This is a genomic window from Kurthia senegalensis (genome assembly GCF_000285595.1).
GTDB lineage: Bacteria > Bacillota > Bacilli > Bacillales_A > Planococcaceae > Kurthia > Kurthia senegalensis.
Window position 1 is genome coordinate 1 of record NZ_HE611070.1, and the last position, 4,546, is coordinate 4,546.

Annotated in this window: 4 protein-coding genes; 1 reads left to right on the forward strand and 3 read right to left on the reverse strand. The window is 37.6% G+C overall.

Translation table 11 applies throughout. The features are described from left to right. Positions 1 to 431: 431 nt before the first annotated feature. The gene (locus KSHG_RS13365; RefSeq protein WP_010307861.1) at positions 432 to 1,505 is read right to left on the reverse strand and encodes a P-loop NTPase; all 1,074 of its coding nucleotides are present in this window, start codon (positions 1,503 to 1,505) and stop codon (positions 432 to 434) included. Between the two features lie 186 nt (positions 1,506 to 1,691). On the opposite strand from KSHG_RS13365, the gene KSHG_RS13370 reads away from it, so the two are divergent. Further along, entirely contained in the window at positions 1,692 to 2,567 is an 876-nt protein-coding gene (locus tag KSHG_RS13370) for an acyltransferase family protein (RefSeq protein ID WP_161600743.1), read from the forward strand. 190 nt (positions 2,568 to 2,757) lie between these two features. On the opposite strand, the gene KSHG_RS13375 is transcribed toward KSHG_RS13370, so the two are convergent. Both KSHG_RS13375 and KSHG_RS13380 read right to left on the reverse strand, forming a co-directional pair. Then, positions 2,758 to 3,162 (reverse strand): MaoC family dehydratase, encoded by a 405-nt coding sequence (locus KSHG_RS13375; protein WP_010307867.1) that lies wholly within the window; start codon positions 3,160 to 3,162, stop codon positions 2,758 to 2,760. 91 nt (positions 3,163 to 3,253) lie between these two features. Next, positions 3,254 to 4,471: a chloride channel protein gene (locus KSHG_RS13380; protein WP_010307870.1), complete on the reverse strand. Its 1,218-nt coding sequence runs from the start codon at positions 4,469 to 4,471 to the stop codon at positions 3,254 to 3,256. Positions 4,472 to 4,546: the final 75 nt, after the last annotated feature.

Consider the following 4,546-nt stretch of genomic DNA (forward strand, 5'->3'; position numbering starts at 1 on the left):
GGTTCATCTCGTTGCTTTAGCAACTTTTATATCTTATCACTTCTATTCTTTAATGTCAAGAAGTTTTTCAAGAAGTTTTAAGCTATTTTCAAGTCATCTCGTTGACGACTTAATTATTATATCAATAAAACTTTTAAAATGCAAGCACTTTTTTATTTTATTTTTGATATGTTTTTCTGAGTTGTTTTAACAACAAATATAACTATACGCCCCTGTCGTACAATCGTCAAGAAGTTTTTTTAAAATAATTTCTATTTTTATCTGTTTCTATTTAATGTAGCAATACTCTATTTTATGCACCTATATTAACATACATTTCTATATTCATTTATGAAATTATTCAACTTTATATAAGAAACACTTAAAATCCGCTTCTAGTAGAACAAAAAAAGCTTCGAAATCAATAATGATTTCGAAGCTTTTCATCGTTTTTATTGTTCTTTTTCTAATTCATTTAAGTGATCAATAACGTTTTGAGCCATTTCAATGTAAATTTGACCTGTTGAATGATTACGTGCGTAAACAGACGGTGCAAAATCTACTTCAATAATGTCTGGTTGACCTAGAGGAATTTGACCAAGTAATTCTGTACGTAGTTCTTCAGCAAGTTTTGTACCGCCGCCTTGACCGAATACGAATTCTTTTCGACCTGATACGTCTGATTGGAACCAAGACATGTTTTCAACAACACCTAAAATGTGATGTTGTGTTTTAATTGCCATTGCACCAGCACGAGCCGCTACGAATGCAGCTGTTGGGTGAGGTGTCGTTACGACAATCTCATATGATTCAGGTAACATTTGGTGAATATCAAGTGCTACGTCACCTGTACCTGGAGGTAAGTCTAATAGTAAGTAATCTAATTCGCCCCACTCAACGTCGCGGAAGAATTGATCTAATACTTTACCTAACATTGGACCACGCCATACGACAGGTGCATTGTTTTCAACGAAGAATCCCATAGAAATCATTTTAACGCCGAAACGTTCTACTGGGAAGATGCGATCGTTCTCTACGCGAGGCATATCTTGTACACCCATCATATCTGGAACAGAGAAACCGTAAATATCCGCATCGATTAAACCAACTTTTTTACCTAGACGCGCAAGAGCTACTGCTAAGTTAACAGATACAGTTGATTTACCTACGCCACCTTTACCAGATGCGATTGAGATAAATTTTGTACTGTTTAATGGAGATAATAAATCTTGTGTTTCTGCACGTGTTGCTTGACCGCGGAAACCTTCTAATACAGATTCATCTAATTCGGCAAAACGAATTCCGACTGTTTTAAAGCCAGCTGCTTTTAATTCATTTACGATATCCATTTGGAAAGTTAATTGTTCTGGTGTACCTAATTTTGCGATAGCAACCTTCACACTAACGTGTTCTTTTTCTTCTTTAATTTTAACTTCTAGTACCCCATTTGTTTCTGCTAAGGTTTTATGTAAAATGGGATCTGTAAAACCGCCAAGTAATTCACGGACTTGTTGTTCATTAATCACGCTTAACACTCCTCATATATATATATCTTATCTACACCACAGTATATCATAAGTAATTCAAAAACCCCTCATACTTTGTCACGAGATTCTCTCTCATCTTTTCCTTTGAAATTGGATTCATTTTTCAACGATTTCATTGTATGCTTGAAGAGATTAAGTAAATCATTCTATATGAAAGGAAACGTTATGACTTATACTACACAACGTATATACATATTCGACAATGCAAAAGCATTGCTCATTTTATTAGTCGTTTTAGGACATGCGGCAGACTATTACACGAGCCAGTATGAAAGCTTGCGAACGTTTTTTATTTTCACATATTTGTTCCATATGCCTTTATTTATTTTCATAGCAGGTCTCTTTAGTAAATCAACAATTAATAAAGACCCATTTCGTTCGGAGCGTGTACTCCACTTCTTTACTTTGTACTTTGTAATGGAAGTTTTATTTTACTTGTTGCGTCATTTCGTTTTAGGTGAAGAAAACTTCCGCTTCAATCCGTTCGTGGAAGACGGCGTTCCTTGGTTTATGTTTGCAATGGGTGTTTGGCTCATTCTCGGTCGTCTATTCCGAGGTACTTCGCCGCTCCTCGTACTAATGTTAAGTGTTATTGGAATGCTCTTAATTGGTTACTTCCCAATTGGCGACCAACTCGTAACTTCACGAATCATCGCTTTCTTCCCGTTCTTCATCGCTGGTTACTATACCGACCCGAAACAACTCGCTGAACTACTCCAGTCAACCGCTTTGAAAATCATTAGTTGGGTATTACTCGTTTTGACAGCTATTACGATTTGGGCAAATATCGACAAGCTGTATGGTATTCGCCTCATGTTAAGTGGACGTAATCCGTATGAAGCTGTCAAAATGCAGCTAGACGTACCTGGTGGAGACATTTTTTTGAAACTCGTCATTACGATGATTACGATTTGTTTATCGATTGCTATTTTATCCATCGTTTCGAAAAAGCATTCATGGTTCACGACGATTGGCGAGCGCTCTTTAGCTATTTATTTTTCCACCGCTTCATTTTATACATGTACCATGGCTTACACATAAATGATCCGCTCCAACAGTTCGTACCGAATCGCTGGTTGCTTATTTATCTTCTGTTTTTCGTACTCGTTACAGGCTTCCTTGCATTAGCACCATTCCAAGCGTCTTTGCAATGGTTCGAAAAACAAACAGCTCGTCTATTTACGAGTAGAAAATAAAAAGGATACATCCATTATCGGATGTATCCTTTTTATTATTCTACAGGTACTTTAACGACTGCATCGCCGTCAACAACGATCGTACCATCTTGCTTCGTAACTGTCGTATTTAGTTTTACAATTCCTTTTTTAATAAATTCGGCTACTTCGACTTTCGCCGTAACCGTATCCCCAATGTAAACTGGACTCGTGAATTTTAAATTTTGTCCTAAATAAATCGTTCCTTCTCCTGGTAAGCGTGTACCGATAACTGTTGAAATAAGCGATGACACTAACATACCGTGTGCAACACGATCTTTAAAAATAGACGCTTCTCCAGCTACTTTATTAATATGTATCGGATTTAAATCTCCTGAAATCCCTGCAAACTGATACACATCAAATTCACTAATCGTCTTTGAAAACTCTGCTGTCGAACCAATATCAAATTTCACTACCATTCCTAATCCCTCCAAATCATTTAAACGCATTTATCAAATGATAACTAAAATTAGGATTAAAGTAAATATTTAACATATGATATAGCGACTTTTAAACCATCGCCGCATCAACCGAGTGTTCTTTCGCTTTGCGGAAGCGTTGCACGACAAATGCCACGACCATAATAAATGGTGCGAATTGAAGAGGGAATAAAAAGATTAATAACATCGTCGTTACAATCGGTTGTCCTAAAATAACCGTACAGCAAGTCGTTACGACAACTGCAATGACTAAACCAGGCGTATACGGAAACATATTCGTTAACGCGAAACCAATTGCCACGCTCGCAAAAATTGCCGGAAAGATTTTACCCCCACGCCACCCACAAGCGAAACAAATATTCGTTAATACAATTTTACCGATTCCAATTAGCAACACTGTGACAATCGAGTAACTCGCCGCTTCTAATGAAAAGGTTTTTAGTTCATGCTCTCCAGAAAACAAAAAGTAGTGAGATACACAGCCGAAGAGACCGATCGCAATTCCACCGACTACAGCTAACCAAAATTTATTTTGGACTTTCGCTGCCAATCCATCAAATAACTTTTCGCTCTTTAAGAAAAAGATTCCTGCTATGTAGCCGAGCACGATTGCTGGAATAACTAATACGATTCCTTGCCAAGACCAAGCGACATCTGGCATCGTCAATGCAAAGACTTTTTCTTTATTGAATAGTTTATTCACTAAGCTGAATGCTACAATACCAAAAACAGTCGCAAGTGCATACAAAATGACTTTCTTCCATTTTTCTTGTGCATTCGCCTTCTCTTCAAGCCCTTCACTCACACCGACGAGCGGTGCATAAAAAATAGAAGATACCATTGCACCAATACCTAGTTGTACGAGTTGTTCTCTTTGCTGCATCGTTAACTTCATTCGATCGCCAACCCACGTAATGAGCCCTCCGACAATACTTGCGAGCGCTCCTTCTGGACCAAGACTTGCACCGAACGCTAATACGACCGTTCCCATTAAGAAATTCGGCAGTAATTTATTTTTGTATGCTACTGCTTTCGTTTCTTGAAACTCATGCAACGTTTCGTGAATCGTCTTCGGATAATTTCCCATATACTTTTGCAGTAGACCGACGAGAATACCACCGACTACCCCTGCAAGTAATGGATAATACGATACTGTGATATAACTCGGGATTACATGCCACACAACATCAATCAAAAAAGTGACAAGCAATAAAAAAAGAGCTGCGAGTGCTCCAACAAAAGCACCTAACATACAGCTATACGCAAAAAATACGACTTGAAACTTCACAGGACCCCTCCTTTTACATATGTTTCCATACGTATACCCTTAAATCCATAAAAAAAAAAGCCATTTTCCGAAGAA